Here is a 14,482-nt window from a genome sequence, read left to right as displayed (position 1 = left end):
GGTGGAGTGTATCGTGCGGAATCGAAATGGCAAAAGAACTATGGTCGAACAAAATAAAGTGAGCCCCTCTGCCGAAGGCATTGCCGCCTCGGCGCGCGCTGCCGCTGGTAAAACGGGCAAAGGACTGCCACCTGTGCACAAGTGGAACCCGCCGTTCTGCGGCGATCTGGACATGCGCATCGCGCGGGACGGGACGTGGTTTTACCTGGGCACGCCGATTGGGCGCGAAGGGTTGGTGCGGCTGTTTTCGTCGATTTTGCGTAAAGATGGCGACAAATACTTTCTCGTGACGCCGGTGGAAAAGGTGGGAATCACCGTCGATGACGCGCCCTTTGTGGCGACCGATTTCGACGCCTCGGGCGAAGGCGCGGCGCAGATGCTGAGCTTTACGACCCATGTGGGCGACGTGGCCACGGCTGGCCCCGAGCATCCGATTCGAGTGGTGCGTGACCCCGAGACTGGCGAGCCGTCGCCCTACGTGCTGATCCGCGCCAACCTTGAGGCGTTGATTGACCGCAAGTCGTTCTACCGCCTTGTGGATTTGGGCGCGCATCACGACGGGTGGTTCGGGCTGTGGTCCTCGGGAGAGTTCTTTCCGGTGATCCCCTCGGACGAGTTGCCCGAGTAAGCCCTAGCTGCGCTGCGCGAGGATCACGCCGACGGCCACGATCCCCGCGCCAAGCGCCGCCTGCCAATCCCACGTGCCGCCAAGCGCTAGCATGATCAGCATCACGTAGAACGTCACGATGTTGACGTGAAAGGACGCCACGGCAACGCCCAGCCGCCCGATGGAGGCGATGAACATCACTTGGCTCAGGGCCATGCCCGCGATGCCGTAAATCGCCAAGAGGCCGATGTGCGTGGCGGTGATCTGCGTCGTCGGGCGCACGGGCAGCCCGGCGGCATCCGACAGCAGCGTGATGACAGCGGTTGCGGCGAACCCCCCGGCGAGGGTCAGCGTCGTGCGGCCAATGGGGCTGAGCGTGGGAAAGTCGCGCACGGCGGCAAAGCTGCCCCAGCTGAACAGGAAGCAAGCCGCGATGGCGACCAAGGCCCCTGCCCCAAGCGCCACGCCGCCGCCGCCCGTGGCCAGCGCGCCGCCCAGCACTGTCGCCACGATGCCGATGGCAAAGCCGCGTGTCAGGCGGCGCCCGTCCCAGAGCATCTCGATCAATACGGCGGCGATGGGGCTTGCGGACAGGATGATCGCCACGGTCACAGCGTCGGTCATGTCCTGCGCCACCAGCAACAGCCAGGTGCCCAGCCCAAAGGCCACGCCGCCGACCAGCAGCCCACGCCCCCAGCGCGCGCCCAGCACCGCGCGCGGCCCGTCAACCAACAGCCACAGCGGCAGCAGCATCGCAACGGCGCAGCCCAGCCGCGCGGCAATGAGTGAGGTTGCGGGCCAGTCCTCTAGCAAGAGTTCCGCCGCCGGGAAGCCGGCAGCCCACGTAAGCATCGACGCAACAGCCAAAGCGTTGCCGGACAGGGCAGCCCTGCGACCCGCAGCACTTGGCAGCATCGGATTGGGCGAACGTTCCATACGTCACCTCCGTTTTTTCCAATAATGACAATAGCTAAGGCCGGGTGTGCCCCTCACGCCCATGGGGGGAGTTGGCACAGGTTCGGGGGGGCGCTCTTGCCTTATAGCGACAGGGTGTCGCTATCGGACAAGTGCGGAGAAATTTTTTGAGCGGGTGGTCAAGGATTGCGCAACTTGCGCCTACGGTGGGGCGGCCCTAAACCGAAGGCCAGCCAACAAGGAGAGCCCCGATGATCCCACCGCGCCTTGCCCCGATCGTGTTCGGGCTGTTGCTGTCCGGCTTGATGTCGCTGGTGGTGTCGGGCGTCGCCACGCTGCGCGCCGTGGGGCTGATCGAAGGGCTGTTCGGCCTGTGGATGAGCGCCTGGGCCTCGTCGTGGCTGATCGCCTTTCCGACGGTGTTGGTCGTGGCCCCGAACGTGCGCCGCCTGGTCGAGCGGCACACGCGCAAAGGTTAGTCGCCCAGCTTGGCGTGCACCTCGTCGAGGTCAATCTCGCCAATCGGCATCTTGTTCGCGGGGTTGTCGTAGTCGTATTTGAACAGCGCGAAATCCCGGTGATAGATTTCCTTCATCAGGTGCATCGCCATGTCGTCAAAGTAATCCTCGACCGGGTGGGCGCGCTTGGGCCCGTGGCCTTCGGATTCGTTGAAACGCGGGATCTTCGCCAGATCGACCTTATGCGGGGTTTCCACCGCGTCCAGCACCTGCTGCATCCCGTCGTTGAACTGTTCCGTCCAGAAAATCTTGTTATAGCGGCCACCGTTCACGATGAAGGTGGACACATGCCCCGACATGGCCGACCAGTGAATGTCCGGCTCCATCGGGCGGCGCCAGCGGATGGTGTCGCGGGTGAACAACAAGAACCGGCGGAAGGATTTGATCTGGTCAAACTCTTGCTTGCCGTCGTCGCCGCCGACCTCGATCCCGTATTTCTGGATCAAGAGCGGCACAAGGTTGCCGCGATACCGCCGCCCGTTGCGCTGAATGCCGCAAATCTTGTCAAAGAAAGACGAAAGGATTCGCGTATAGGGGTTCCTGACGCAAGTATACGCATAGGAGGTCCGCGTTTTCACGTTCGCTTTGATCGCCGCCTGGCTTTCCTCGCGCGCCCATTTGTGCAGCCCTTCGGTTGCATCGTGGATGTCGCCGTCGAAGAATTCGCCGTGGTCTGAGTAATACATGATCTGACCGATGGTCGAGCAGGCGCATTTCGGCACCACCCGATACACCATGCTTTCACTCTCGGTCATCCATGTGCCTGGAAAGCCCATGCCTGTCGCCTCCGGATACCTGCTCTTGTTCTTTTTGGTGCTTTACCTGTTACAAAAAACCAAAGAAAGCAGGTTTATTCAACGCGTGTTTAGCCTTAGTACCGTAAACAATCGGGAAAAATTGGGGATTATGGTTTCCTGAATGGCAAAAATCGCCTTCATACTGCTGTGTCACAAAGACCCTGACGCCATCATCAAGCAGGCGCAGAGCCTGACGGCTGTGGGGGATTACATTTCGATCCACTTTGATGCGCGCGCCAAGCCGGAACATTACCGCAAGATCCGCGAAGGTCTGGCCGACAACCCCAACGTTTGCTTTGCCCACAAGCGGATCAAATGCGGCTGGGGGGAATGGTCCCTGGTCGAGGCGACGATCTACGCGGTGCAGTCGGCGGTCGAATCCTTCCCGCGGGCGACGCATTTCTACATGTTGTCGGGCGACTGCATGGCGATCAAATCCGCCGAATACGCGCATGAGTTCCTCGACCGGCGCGACTGCGACTACGTCGAAAGCTTTGATTACTTCCAATCCGACTGGATCAAGACCGGCTGGAAGGAAGAGCGCCTGATTTATAGGCACTGGTTCAACGAACGCACGCAGAAGCGCCGGTTCTACGCGATGTTCGAGCTGCAAAAGCGGCTGGGGCTGACGCGTGAGATCCCCGCCGATCTGGAAATCATGATCGGCTCGCAGTGGTGGTGTCTGCGGCGGCGCACGGTCGAGTGGATTTTGGACTTTATCAAGCAGCGCAAGGACGTGATGCGGTTCTTTGCGACCACGTGGATTCCCGATGAGACGTTCTTTCAGACGCTGGTGCGCCACCTTGTGCCCGAGCATGAGATTGAATGCCGCACGCTGACCTTTTTGATGTTCTCGGACTACGGGATGCCGGTGACGTTCTACAACGATCACTACGACCTGCTGCTGTCCCAAGACTTTTTGTTTGCTCGGAAAATCAGCCCAGAGGCGACAGAGCTGCGCCGCCGCTTGGGCGTGCTCTATGCCTCTGACGGGGCCAAGTTCCAGATCTCGAACGAGGGGCGTTCCCTGTATAAATTCCTGTCCAACAAGGGCCGGATTGGCCGACGTTTCGCGGCGCGGTTCTGGGAAAAGGAAAGCTCTCTGGGGCGCGAGCGCGAGCTGCTGATCATCGTCTGCAAGAAATGGCACGTGGCCAAGCGTTTGCTCGACCGGATGCAGCAGATGACGAACATTCCCTGCATCGAATACCTGTTCAACGAGGAAAGCTGCCCTCTGCCCGATCTGGGCGGCATCCAGTCGACCATGGGCAAGCGGCACCGCCACCGCCGCGCGCTGGTGCGGATGCTGTTCGATTACTACGACACCGACCGGCTGGTGGTCTGCATTGACCCCGGCAACCTCGACCTGCTCGAAGACTTTGGCCGCGACCGCTCGCTGACCCGTCTTTTGGAAATTGAATGCCAGTTCTCGGACGAGTACCTGATCGGCCATGCCATGCGCGTCGGTCTGGCCGGGGATCGGACGCCGTATGAGACGTTGATGCGCCTGCTGCCGACGGTGCGCAACGACATGGTCCACGAAAGCGACCGCATCCGCGACGCGCATTTCGACAACCACACCCGGATGCGCGAGATCGACTCGCCCGAGGTCAACGCCAAGGCCGTGGCCTCCTTCCTGACGGTTCCGGAATCGCAGGCGCAGGAAATCGTGCAGCTTGACCACCTCTTTGCCGATTGAGGCGCGCGGCAAACTGCGCGACAACAGGGCAAATCCAAGCGTTCCAAGAGGCTGACATGGCTTATACCTACGACGATCAGAACATCTTTGCCAAAATCCTGCGCGGCGAGATTCCCAACAATACCGTGCTGGAAACCGAGCACGCGCTGGCCTTTCGCGACATCAACCCGCAGGCGCCGACCCATGTGCTGGTGATCCCCAAGGGGCCGTACGTGTGCTTTGACCACTTCGCGCAAGAGGCGTCCGATGCCGAGATCGTCGACTACATTCGCGCCGTGGGTGAGGTCTGCAAGGCCGAGGGGGTCGAGGCCGACGGCTTCCGCCTGATCGCCAATGCGGGCAAGAACGGCGTCCAAGAGGTGCCGCACCTGCACGTGCATATCCTTGCGGGTCGCAACCTTGGGCGGATGCTGGCCCCCGCGAATTGACCTTTAGGCCCCGAGCGAGCTGGTCAGCGAGAGGAAGACCTCTTGCAGGTCGGCTTGCTCGGTGCGCACGTCGCGGATGCGGATGCCCGCCTGATGCGCCAGCGACAGCACCTGTTCGGCCTGCGTATCGGCAGCGTTGTAGGAAAAGGCCAGCGTGCCGTCCTTGCGCGCCTCGACGGTGATTCCCGGCGCTGAGGGCAGCGTATCAGGGGCGCTTTCCGGCGTGATCACCATGGTCTTGGCGGTGACTTGCCCCAGCAGGTTCTGCGTCGAATCGCGCGCCACCAGCTCGCCGTGGTTGATGATGGCGATCTCGTCGCACATCTCTTCGGCCTCTTCGAGGTAGTGAGTCGTCAGGATGATCGTCATCCCGCGTTCCTCGTTCAGCCGCCGCACGTTGCGCCACAGCATCTGTCGCAGCTCGATGTCTACCCCCGCCGTGGGTTCATCCAGGACCAAGACCTGCGGGCTGTGCACAAGGGCTTTGGCCAGCAGCAGACGCCGCCGCATCCCCCCCGACAGGGTCCGCGCATAGGCGTCGCGCTTGTCGGTCAGCCCGACCATTTCGAGGATCTCATCGGAGCGCCGCTGCGCTTTCGGCACGCCGTACAGCCCCGCCTGCACCTCCAACGCGCCATGCGGCGTAAAGAACGGATCGAGGTTCAGCTCTTGCGGCATCACACCAATGGCGGCGCGGCTTTGCCGGGGGTTGGCGTCCTGATCCCAGCCCCAGATGTCCACTTTGCCCGCCGTTTTGACGACCAAACCCGCGAGGATGTTGATCATCGTCGACTTGCCCGCGCCGTTCGGCCCCAAAAGGCCAAAGATCGACCCGGCCGGCACCGTCAGGTCCACGCCCTTTAAGGCTTCTTTACCGCCTTCGTAGGTTTTACGCAGTCCTTCGATGCGGATGGCGTCTTGTGTCATGGTCTCTCTTGCCCCCTCGCGCGCGTTGCCTCATAAGGCACATAGGATGCCTGCTGCGGAAAGGGAATGTTTTCCATGACCATCGAAGCCCCCGAGACCAAGATCGTCACCTCGTACCGGATCGCCTGCGACGGCGGCGAAGGCGCTTTGGGTCACCCGCGCGTCTGGCTGCAAATCCCGCATGAAACGGGTTTTGTCGAATGCCCCTATTGCGATGCGAAATACGTCCACACGGATTTCGAAAGCAAAGCCTAAGGCCGCTGGCCTAACCGGGCAATCCGTGGCAAACCTGCACCGCGACACAGGACTGCGGGAGAGCGACGATGAGCACGAATTTCGGCAAGGGATGCCATCTGCATCTGATCGACGGCTCGGCCTTTATCTTTCGGGCGTTTCACGCGCTGCCGCCGCTGACGCGCAAGTCGGACGGGCTGCCGATCGGGGCGGTGTCGGGCTTTTGCAACATGCTGCAACGCTATATTGACGGCAACACCGGCCCCGACGCGCCGACCCATGTGGCGGTGATTTTCGACAAGGGCAGCCACACCTTCCGCAACGATCTGTACGACCAGTACAAGGCCAACCGCGACGCCATGCCAGAGGACATGCGCCCGCAGATCCCGCTGACCCGCGAGGCGACGGTGGCCTTCAACATCGCCTGCAAGGAACAAGAGGGCTTTGAGGCCGACGACATTATGGCCACGCTGGCGCATCAGGCGCGTGACGCGGGCGGGCGGGTGACGATCCTGTCGTCCGACAAGGACTTGATGCAGCTGGTGGGCGACGGGGTCGAAATGCTCGACCCGATGAAGAACAAGCTGATCGACCGTGACGGCGTCTTTGAGAAATTCGGCGTCGGGCCGGAGCGTGTGGTGGACGTGCAGGCTTTGGCCGGGGATTCCGTTGATAACGTGCCGGGCGCGCCGGGCATCGGGATCAAGACGGCCGCCCTGCTGATCAACGAATACGGCTCGCTCGAAGAGCTGTTGGACCGCGCCGAGGAAATCAAACAGCCCAAGCGCCGCCAGACCCTGATCGAAAAGCGCGAGCAGATCGAGCTGTCGAAAAAGCTGGTGCAGCTGGATTGCGACATGGAGCTGGACTTTACGCTGGACGATCTCGAGGTGCGCGAGCCGGACCCCGACACGCTGATGGAGTTCCTCACCCGGATGGAATTCCGCACCCTGACCAAGCGTCTGGCGGACAAGCTGAACGTCGAGGCCCCCGCGATCCCCGACACCACGCCCGAGGGCGCGAACCCTCCGGCGGACGCGCCCGAATGGCCCGCCATCGACCCCGAGAAATACGAACACGTCAGCGACTTGGCGGCGCTTGAGGCATGGGTCGCCCGCGCGCGCGAGACCGGCTGGGTGGCCGTCGATACGGAAACGACGGGCGTCAACGATATGACTTGCGATCTGGTGGGGATCAGCCTGTCCGTCCAGCCGGGCGAGGCGTGTTACATCCCGCTGGCGCATAAGGCGAACGCGGGGGACGACCTCTTTGCGGACAACAGCCTTGCGCCCGGTCAGATGCCGATGAGTGAGGCGCTGGATACCCTTCGCCCGCTGCTAGAGGACCCCGCGGTGCTGAAAATCGGCCAGAACATGAAGTTCGACGCCAAGGTCTTTGCCCGCTACGGCGTCGACGTCGCCCCCATCGACGACACGATGCTGATGTCCTACGCGATGAACGCTGGCCTGCACGGCCACGGCATGGACGCGCTGTCCGAACGCTACCTGTCGCACACGCCGATCCCGATCAAGGATCTGCTCGGCACCGGCAAAAAGCAGATCACCTTTGATCTGGTGCCCATCGAGGACGCCGTCAAATACGCCGCCGAGGATGCGGACATCACCCTGCGCCTGTGGATGACCTTTAAACCGCAATTGCATCGCACGCAGGTCACCCGTGTGTATGAAACGCTGGAACGCCCGCTGGTGCCGGTGTTGGCGCAGATGGAACGCCACGGGATCAAGGTTGACCGTCAGACCCTGTCGCGCATGTCCGGGGCTTTTGCCCAGAAAATGGCCCAGCTGGAGGAAGAGATTCACGAGCTGGCCGGGGAATCCTTTAACGTCGGCAGCCCCAAGCAGCTGGGCGAAATCCTCTTTGACAAGATGGGGCTTGAGGGCGGCAAAAAGGGCAAGACCGGGGCCTATGCCACTGGCGCGGACATCCTTGAGGATTTGGCCACCGAGCACGACCTGCCCGCCCGAGTGCTGGATTGGAGGCAGCTGTCCAAGCTGAAGTCGACCTACACGGATGCGTTGCAGGAACACATCAACGCCGACACGGGCCGGGTGCATACCTCTTACCTGCAATCGGGGGCGAACACCGGGCGTCTGGCCTCTGCCGATCCGAACCTGCAAAACATTCCCGTCCGCTCCGAAGAAGGGCGGCGCATCCGCGAAGCCTTTGTCGCCGAAGAGGGCAAGGTCTTGGTCTCGCTCGACTATTCGCAGATCGAATTGCGCATTCTGGCGCATATGGCAGGGATCGACGCGCTCAAACAAGCCTTCCGCGACGGGCAGGACATTCACGCCATGACCGCGTCGGAAATGTTCAATGTCCCGATGGAAGAGATGACTTCGGACATTCGCCGTCAGGCCAAGGCGATCAACTTTGGCGTGATCTACGGGATTTCGGGCTTTGGTCTTGCGCGCAACCTGCGCATTCCACGCGCCGAAGCGCAGGGCTTTATCGACCGCTATTTCGAACGCTTCCCCGGCATCAAGCAGTACATGGACGACACCAAGGCCTTTGCCAAGGAACACAAACGCGTCGAGACGCTGTTTGGCCGTCTGATCCACACGCCGGAGATCGCGGCGAAAGGCCCGCGCGCGGGCTTTGCACAGCGCGCCGCGATCAACGCGCCGATCCAAGGCACGGCGGCGGATATCATCCGGCGCGCCATGGTGCAGATGCCGAACGCGATTGCCGATCTGCCCGCCAAGATGCTGCTTCAGGTGCACGACGAACTGATCTTCGAGGTCCAAGAGGACGCCGCCGACGACCTGATCGCCGTGGCCAAGGAGGTCATGGAAGGCGCGGCACTGCCCGTGGTGCAGCTGGACGTGCCGCTGGTCGTCGACGCGGGCAAAGGCGCGAACTGGGCCGAGGCGCACTAGGCTCTAGGGCGCCTGGACCAGCCCCTTGCCATGGTCAAAGGGCGTTGCGCGCGGGTCCATGCCGCTCAGCGTGGCGTGGCTCACAAGGCTTGCGGCCAGTTGCTGGGCGGTGACGGGACGGTCCTGACGTCGCAAGGCTTCGGACCACAGCGCCGCCACGCCCACCGCGTGCGCCATCGCCATCGACGTACCATTCAGCGCGCGCAGGCCGCCCCCCGCGCAGGCCGAGGTGATCGCCGCCCCCGGCGCGGCCAAGGCGGGCCCGGCGTTGGAAAAGGGAGTCGGTTTCAACCCGTCCTCGCCCATGGTCAGCGCCCCCACCGCCAAGACCCCGCGCGCCGCCGCCGGGGCCGAGGGGCCAGCGATTTCACGCTCGGAAAACGTGCGCAAACAGTCGTTGCCCACGGCGGCCAGCACCAGCGGCGGCTGGCCCAGCATCAGCAGGATCGTTTCCACCATCCGCAGGTTGCCGCGATAGGCGGTCATTGCCACGCCATGGGCCAAACTCTCGGGCAGGCCGCCCGCGATCAAGGCGGCGGTCTCGGCCAGCACGTCGAACTTTGCGGCAAAGCCGATGATCTCGGCCCCCGTTTGCGCCGCCCAGATCAGCGCGTCCAGAAACGCGTCCGATGTGCCCTGCCCCCCGTCGGTCAGCGCTTTGGCGACGATCAGCCGAGGCGTGCCGGGGGCCACCCCGATGCGCGTGCCGTCCACGTCCCGGCCAAGGATCGTCCCGGCAAGGTGCGTCCCATGGCCGTTTGCGTCCTCGATTCCGGTGCCAACAAAGTCCCGCGTGGTCAGGCTGACGCCCTCGAAAGCCGGGTGGGCTGTGTCGATCCCGGTGTCCAACAGCGCAACCCGCGCGCCAGCCCCGGTAAAGCCGCTGTCCATCGCGCCGACTTGGCGCACGCCCCAATCAGGCGCGCTGCCGTTTAGCGACAGGTCGTCCAGCGGTTCGGGTCCGATCAGGCGGGTGCGGATCAGCGGGGTCGCAAAGAGCAAAGTCGGGTCAGAGGTCAGGTCGGCCATCGTGCCGGGGTCATAATCGACCACCTCGATCCACGGGTCCGCCGGAGCGCCGGGCCATTTGGGCGCGGCAATGGCTTGCAGCGTGACCGAGGGGCGTTCCCAATTGCCCGCCCTGTCGCGCAGAACGATCAGACGCTGCATGAAAAGTGCTCCGAACAATAACTTAATTAGTTAACGCTACTGTTCGGAGGAGGATTTTGGGAAGGGGGATTGCGTTAATCTCCCGTGAAAAAGGGTGTTAGATCAAACCCTTTTCCTTGAAGAGTTCGGCCAGGTTCCGCTCGGGGCGGGGGCCGATGTGGCTGATGACTTCGCCCGCAGAGGTGCTGCCCATGCGGCCCGCGGTTTCCATGTCCGCGCCGGTCACGAGGCCATAGATAAAGCCCGCGGCGAACTGATCGCCCGCGCCAGTGGCATCCACCGGGACGACTTTCTCGACCGGCACGTCGGTACGCACGCCATCCTTGACGATGGACACGCCATCACCCGAGCGGGTGCAGACCACCAGCGGGCAGACAGCGGCCACGGCAGCCAGATCCTTGTCGAGATCGTTGTTCTGGTAGAGCGACTTGATCTCATCCTCGTTGCCGATCACGAAATCCATCTCGTTGGCGATCAGCCGCAGGAAGTCTTCGCGGTGGCGTTCCACGCAGAAGGGGTCAGAGATCGCGATCCCGGCCTTGCCTCCGGCAGCGCGGCAGGTGCGGGCGGCGCGCAGGAAGGCGTCCTTGCCCTTGTCCTTGTCGAAGAGATACCCTTCGAGAAAGATCACATCGGTGTTGCCCGCCACGTCTTCGGCGACGTCCTCGGGGCCGAGTTCCGCCGAAATGCCAAGGTAGGTGTTCATCGAACGCTCGCCGTCGGGCGAGACAAAGACCATGCAGCGCGAGGTCGGCAGCTCGCCGCCCGAGACGGGCGCGTTGACGAAATCAATGCCGTCATTGGTCATGGCCTCGGCGTAGAACTTGCCCAGATCGTCATCCGAGACCCGGCCAATAAAGGCGCTGCGCAGCCCAAGATTGCCCGCCCCGGCGATGGTGTTGGCGACCGAGCCGCCGGGCGTCTGCACGCGGTTGCCCATGGCGTGGTACAGGGCTTCGCCGCGATCCTGTTCGATCAGCTGCATGATGCCCTTTTCGATGCCGTTCTCGGTCAGGAAAGCGTCTTCGCAGCGGGCGATCACGTCCACCACGGCGTTGCCGATGCCGACGACTTGGTACTTCTTCTGGCTCATTCGGTTTTCTCCTCGAACTGGCAAAGATCGGCGATGATACACGCCTTACATTTGGGTTTGCGCGCAACGCAGATGTAGCGGCCATGCAGGATCAGCCAGTGATGCGCGTGTTGCTGGAAATCGACCGGGATGTGATCCTCGATCGCACGTTCGACGGCGACGACGTCCTTGCCGGGGCAGATGCCGCTGCGGTTGCCGACGCGAAAGATATGGGTGTCCACGGCCTGCGCGGGGTAGTGCCACCACATGTTGAGCACAACGTTGGCGGTCTTGCGCCCCACACCGGGGAGGGATTCCAAGGCGGCGCGGGAGCAGGGAACCTGCGAGCCGTACTGATCCACGAGGATGCGGGACAGCTTGATGACGTTCTTGGCCTTGTTGCGATAGAGGCCAATGGTCTTGATATGCTCGATCACGCCCTCTTCGCCCAAGGCCAGCATCTTTTCCGGCGTGTCGGCGATCTGAAAGAGCTTTTCGGTGGCCTTGTTGACGCCCGCGTCGGTGGCCTGCGCAGAAAGGGCGACGGCGACGACGAGGGTGTAGGCGTTGACGTGGTTGAGTTCGCCCTTGGGTTCAGGTTCCGAGTCCTGAAAGCGCGTAAAGATCTCGCGGAGGGTGTGGTAATTGAGCTGTTTTGCCATGGCTCAAGCTATGCCCGCCTCGCCCTCACTGTGCAAGCGCAACAAAGGCCGCAGGCGGGCGGCCAAATTCCTTTGAAGGAATTTGCAAAAGTCTTGGAAGACTTTTGGGCGCGCGAGGGGAGGGGGATTGCGCAAAATCCGGGTCGCGTGCGGCCGTGGGGGCGGGATAGGATATTTGAAAAGAGGAGAAACGGCATGAGTGCGCAAGCGGACGGCTATCACTACCAAGTCATGGCTCGGGCGATTGAGGCGGTGGATCGGCTGGGGCCGGCGGCGCGCTTGGATCAGGTGGCGGATGAGGTTGGGTTGTCTGCGGCGCATTTCCAGCGGGTGTTCTCGGCCTGGGCCGGGGTGTCGCCCAAGCGGTTCCAGCAGTATCTGACGCTTGGACACGCCAAGGCGCTGTTGTCCGAGCGGTTCACGACCTTGGACACGGCCTTGGCCACGGGTTTGTCGGGCAGCGGGCGGTTGCATGATCTGTTCCTGCGGTGGGAGGCCATGTCGCCGGGAGAGTTTGCGCGTCAGGGTGAGGGGTTGGTGATCCACTTTGGATGGTTCGATAGTCCCTTTGGTCCGGCCTTGGTCATGGGGACGGATCGCGGGATTTGTGGGATCGGTTTTTCCGCAGATACCACCGACGAGCGCGCGATGGAGGATCTGTGCGGGCGCTGGCCCAAGGCGAAGTACGTGGAGAACCCAGAGGCGTTACGCGACTGGGTGGGGGCGGCCTTTGGTCAGCAGGGCGGGGACGTGCCCTTGTACCTGATCGGCGCGCCCTTTCAGATCAAGGTGTGGGAGGCGTTGATGCAGATCCCTTCGGGCCATGTGAGCACCTACTCCGAGATTGCGCAGTGTGTCGGCGCGCCTAAGGCCGTGCGCGCCGTTGGCACCGCCGTGGGGCGCAACCCCATCAGCTACCTGATTCCTTGCCATCGGGCTTTGCGCAAGTCGGGGGGGCTGGGGGGCTATCACTGGGGCTTGCCGGTCAAACGCCAGTTGCTGGCCTACGAGGCAGCGCGGCTGGAGGCGGGTGATGACGAGGTTGCTATCGGATAACAATCCGCGCGGGCCAAAGCCTAAGTGTTTATAAACCCTTATCAACTGGTCGCGGCCGCCCACCCATGCGCGGAAGCCCGCCGATTTTCCCCGTGACGGGCCTTGGTGCGCGCTCTAGATTATCGCTAGACATAACGCCAAGCCCGAAACGGGCCGCAACATCGAGCTGAAAGAGACCCTCATGATTCGAGCCACCAAACCCATCGCCCTTGCCCTTGTGACCGCGCTGAGCCTCAGCGCCTGCACCACCGGGCCGATTTTCAACGAGAATGACCCCAACGCGCAGGCCAAGACCGGCGCTCTGGCCGGGGCTGCCATGGGCGCCGTTGCGGGCCGCCTTCTGGGCGGTGGCGACAAGGGTGAACGCAACCGCGCCACCGTTGCCGGCGCACTGGTCGGGGCCGCTGCGGGCGCTGCCATCGGCAACCAGTTGGACAAGCAAGAGGCCGAGCTGCGCCAGCAGTTGGGCAACAACGTCGACATCGCCAACACCGGTGACCGCCTGATCGTGACCATGCCGCAGGACATCCTGTTCGCCACCGACAGCGCCGAGCTGCGCCCGGGCCTCGTGGGTGATCTGCGCGACGTGGCGCAAAGCCTTCTGGCCTATCCCGACACCACTGCGCAGGTCATCGGGCACACCGACTCGGATGGTGACGCAGCCTACAACCTGAACCTGTCGCAGCGCCGCGCGCAGGCCGTGGTCAACGTGCTGGCGGGCGAAGGCGTGCCGGGCTACCGCTTGCAAGCCATCGGGCGCGGCGAGGACCAGCCGGTCGCCAGCAACCTGACCCCCGAAGGCAAGGCCCAGAACCGCCGCGTGCAGATCGTGATCCTGCCCAACGCCTAATCTGCGCATCCACGCACAGCACCTATGAGAACGTCGCGGCTTGCCGCGGCGTTTTTTCGTGACACCTATAGGGCAACGAACAACACGATAGGTGAACGATATGAGTACCTTGAAACTTCTGGGCATCAGCGGCTCGCTGCGCGCCGCGTCGACCAACAAACTGCTGCTGGCCGAGGCCGTGCGCCATTTCGGCCCGGCCGACTATACCGAGGCGAATACGCGCTTTGCCGCGTTCGACGAGGATTACCAGGCCGAGCACGGCATCCCCTCCGAGGTCCAGACCCTCGCCGATCAGATCGCCGCCGCCGATGCGGTGCTGATTTCCACGCCCGAGTACAACAAGGGTATCCCCGGTGGACTCAAGAACGCGCTGGACTGGGTGTCGCGCGTCGAAGGCAACCCGTGGAAGGACAAGCCCGTCGCGATCATGAGCGCTTCTGCGGGCCGTGCGGGCGGCGAGCGGGCGCAGAACATGCTGCGGCTGTGTCTGAACCCGTTCCAGCCGCATGTGATCCCCGGACCCGAAGTCTTTATCGCCCAGACCTCTGGTCAGTGGGACGACGAGGGCCGTCTGACCAACGAATTCGGCATTGAGCTGGTGCAGGGGTTGATGGCGAACCTGCATGAGGTCATCAAGCTGCGGGCCTAAG

The 14,482-nt window shown here is 62.9% G+C and carries 15 protein-coding genes; 9 read left to right on the top strand and 6 right to left on the bottom strand.

Annotation, left to right across the window (positions count from 1 at the left end):
• Nucleotides 1-40: 40 nt before the first annotated feature.
• Entirely contained in the window at nucleotides 41-628 is a 588-nt protein-coding gene (locus B9A11_RS08205) for a DUF1285 domain-containing protein (RefSeq protein ID WP_058247918.1), read from the top strand.
• A gap of 3 nt (nucleotides 629-631) precedes the next feature.
• Here the strand turns inward: B9A11_RS08205 and B9A11_RS08200 are convergent, their stop codons facing one another.
• Nucleotides 632-1,543 (bottom strand): DMT family transporter, encoded by a 912-nt coding sequence (locus tag B9A11_RS08200; RefSeq protein ID WP_234988772.1) that lies wholly within the window; start codon nucleotides 1,541-1,543, stop codon nucleotides 632-634.
• Between the two features lie 230 nt (nucleotides 1,544-1,773).
• Here B9A11_RS08200 and B9A11_RS08195 point away from each other — a divergent pair, with 230 nt between their 5' ends.
• Complete coding sequence (locus tag B9A11_RS08195) at nucleotides 1,774-2,001, top strand: DUF2798 domain-containing protein (protein ID WP_058247917.1); 228 nt, start codon at nucleotides 1,774-1,776, stop codon at nucleotides 1,999-2,001.
• Here B9A11_RS08195 and B9A11_RS08190 read toward each other — a convergent pair.
• Nucleotides 1,998-2,816 carry a sulfotransferase family protein gene (locus B9A11_RS08190; protein WP_058247916.1) on the bottom strand — a complete coding sequence of 273 codons (819 nt, stop codon included), beginning with the start codon at nucleotides 2,814-2,816 and terminating at the stop codon, nucleotides 1,998-2,000. The genes B9A11_RS08195 and B9A11_RS08190 overlap by 4 nt on opposite strands.
• 142 nt (nucleotides 2,817-2,958) lie before the next feature.
• Between B9A11_RS08190 and B9A11_RS08185 the strand changes: the two genes are divergently transcribed.
• Together B9A11_RS08185 and B9A11_RS08180 are read left to right on the top strand one after the other, a co-directional pair.
• Entirely contained in the window at nucleotides 2,959-4,536 is a 1,578-nt protein-coding gene (locus B9A11_RS08185; RefSeq protein WP_058247915.1) for a DUF5928 domain-containing protein, read from the top strand.
• A gap of 56 nt (nucleotides 4,537-4,592) precedes the next feature.
• Nucleotides 4,593-4,964 carry a histidine triad nucleotide-binding protein gene (locus tag B9A11_RS08180; protein WP_058247914.1) on the top strand — a complete coding sequence of 124 codons (372 nt, stop codon included), beginning with the start codon at nucleotides 4,593-4,595 and terminating at the stop codon, nucleotides 4,962-4,964.
• A gap of 3 nt (nucleotides 4,965-4,967) precedes the next feature.
• Here B9A11_RS08180 and B9A11_RS08175 read toward each other — a convergent pair whose 3' ends face one another.
• Nucleotides 4,968-5,891, bottom strand: a complete 924-nt coding sequence (locus B9A11_RS08175) for an ABC transporter ATP-binding protein (protein ID WP_058247913.1) — start codon at nucleotides 5,889-5,891, stop codon at nucleotides 4,968-4,970.
• 75 nt (nucleotides 5,892-5,966) lie between these two features.
• Here B9A11_RS08175 and B9A11_RS08170 point away from each other — a divergent pair, with 75 nt between their 5' ends.
• Nucleotides 5,967-6,146 (top strand): zinc-finger domain-containing protein, encoded by a 180-nt coding sequence (locus B9A11_RS08170; RefSeq protein WP_058248207.1) that lies wholly within the window; start codon nucleotides 5,967-5,969, stop codon nucleotides 6,144-6,146.
• A 68-nt stretch (nucleotides 6,147-6,214) separates the two neighbouring features.
• Complete coding sequence (gene polA / locus B9A11_RS08165) at nucleotides 6,215-9,022, top strand: DNA polymerase I (RefSeq protein WP_058247912.1); 2,808 nt, start codon at nucleotides 6,215-6,217, stop codon at nucleotides 9,020-9,022.
• Nucleotides 9,023-9,025: 3 nt separating this feature from the next.
• Here the strand turns inward: polA and B9A11_RS08160 are convergent, their stop codons facing one another.
• The 3 genes from B9A11_RS08160 to nth form a co-directional block, all read right to left on the bottom strand.
• A complete protein-coding gene (locus B9A11_RS08160) occupies nucleotides 9,026-10,192 on the bottom strand; it encodes a S8 family serine peptidase (RefSeq protein WP_058247911.1) in 1,167 nt (388 codons plus the stop codon).
• A 97-nt stretch (nucleotides 10,193-10,289) separates the two neighbouring features.
• Nucleotides 10,290-11,285: an adenosine kinase gene (locus tag B9A11_RS08155; RefSeq protein ID WP_058247910.1), complete on the bottom strand. Its 996-nt coding sequence runs from the start codon at nucleotides 11,283-11,285 to the stop codon at nucleotides 10,290-10,292.
• Nucleotides 11,282-11,926, bottom strand: coding sequence for an endonuclease III (gene nth / locus B9A11_RS08150; RefSeq protein WP_058247909.1), 645 nt, complete (start codon nucleotides 11,924-11,926; stop codon nucleotides 11,282-11,284). Before nth ends, B9A11_RS08155 begins: the two co-directional genes overlap by 4 nt.
• 195 nt (nucleotides 11,927-12,121) lie before the next feature.
• Here nth and B9A11_RS08145 point away from each other — a divergent pair, with 195 nt between their 5' ends.
• The 3 genes from B9A11_RS08145 (at nucleotide 12,122) to B9A11_RS08135 (ending at nucleotide 14,481) form a co-directional block, all read left to right on the top strand.
• The gene (locus tag B9A11_RS08145) at nucleotides 12,122-12,982 is read left to right on the top strand and encodes a methylated-DNA--[protein]-cysteine S-methyltransferase (protein ID WP_058247908.1); all 861 of its coding nucleotides are present in this window, start codon (nucleotides 12,122-12,124) and stop codon (nucleotides 12,980-12,982) included.
• Between the two features lie 181 nt (nucleotides 12,983-13,163).
• A complete protein-coding gene (locus B9A11_RS08140; RefSeq protein ID WP_058247907.1) occupies nucleotides 13,164-13,832 on the top strand; it encodes a YiaD family glycine zipper/OmpA-like lipoprotein in 669 nt (222 codons plus the stop codon).
• 100 nt (nucleotides 13,833-13,932) lie between these two features.
• Entirely contained in the window at nucleotides 13,933-14,481 is a 549-nt protein-coding gene (locus B9A11_RS08135; protein ID WP_058247906.1) for an NADPH-dependent FMN reductase, read from the top strand.
• Nucleotide 14,482 lies beyond the last annotated feature (1 nt).

This window comes from Tropicibacter naphthalenivorans (assembly GCF_900176475.1).
Lineage (GTDB): Bacteria > Pseudomonadota > Alphaproteobacteria > Rhodobacterales > Rhodobacteraceae > Tropicibacter > Tropicibacter naphthalenivorans.
This window is presented reverse-complemented; position numbering and strand designations above follow the sequence as displayed.